The sequence below is a fragment of the Mesorhizobium sp. M2E.F.Ca.ET.209.01.1.1 genome (genome assembly GCF_004010375.2).
Classification (GTDB): Bacteria; Pseudomonadota; Alphaproteobacteria; order Rhizobiales; family Rhizobiaceae; genus Mesorhizobium.
In genome coordinates this window covers 1-300 of record NZ_SADP02000766.1, presented here as the reverse complement: position 1 = coordinate 300, position 300 = coordinate 1, and the positions used below count along the sequence as shown (strand labels likewise).

1 pseudogene is annotated in these 300 nt (G+C 66.3%); it reads right to left on the bottom strand.

Features of this window, described 5'->3' with window-relative positions:
* A pseudogene (locus tag EN852_RS37815) lies at positions 1–300 on the bottom strand (alkaline phosphatase family protein); the annotation flags it as partial.

The following is a 300-nucleotide window of genomic DNA, read 5'->3' as shown; positions in this document are numbered from 1 at the left end:
GGCCGGCTTGTTGGCGCTCGGCTGGTAAGGCGGCTGCATGGTGTTGACGGCGTAGAAGTCGGGCGTGATGGCGCCGTCGCTGACGAATTTCGGTACGCCGCCCAGCGCCGACGGCGGCGAGTTGTCGGCGACCTTCAGCGTCGTGCCGTCGGGCTCGACGACCGCGATCTGGCCCTTGATCGGGCTAGTGTCGGCGTGCGGGTAGTAAGGCACGCAGGCGCAGGCGAGCATGAAGTGGTTGAGGAAGGAGCCGCCGAAGGCGCCCTGGAAGAAATTGTCGGCGAGCACGTATTTCTGGCC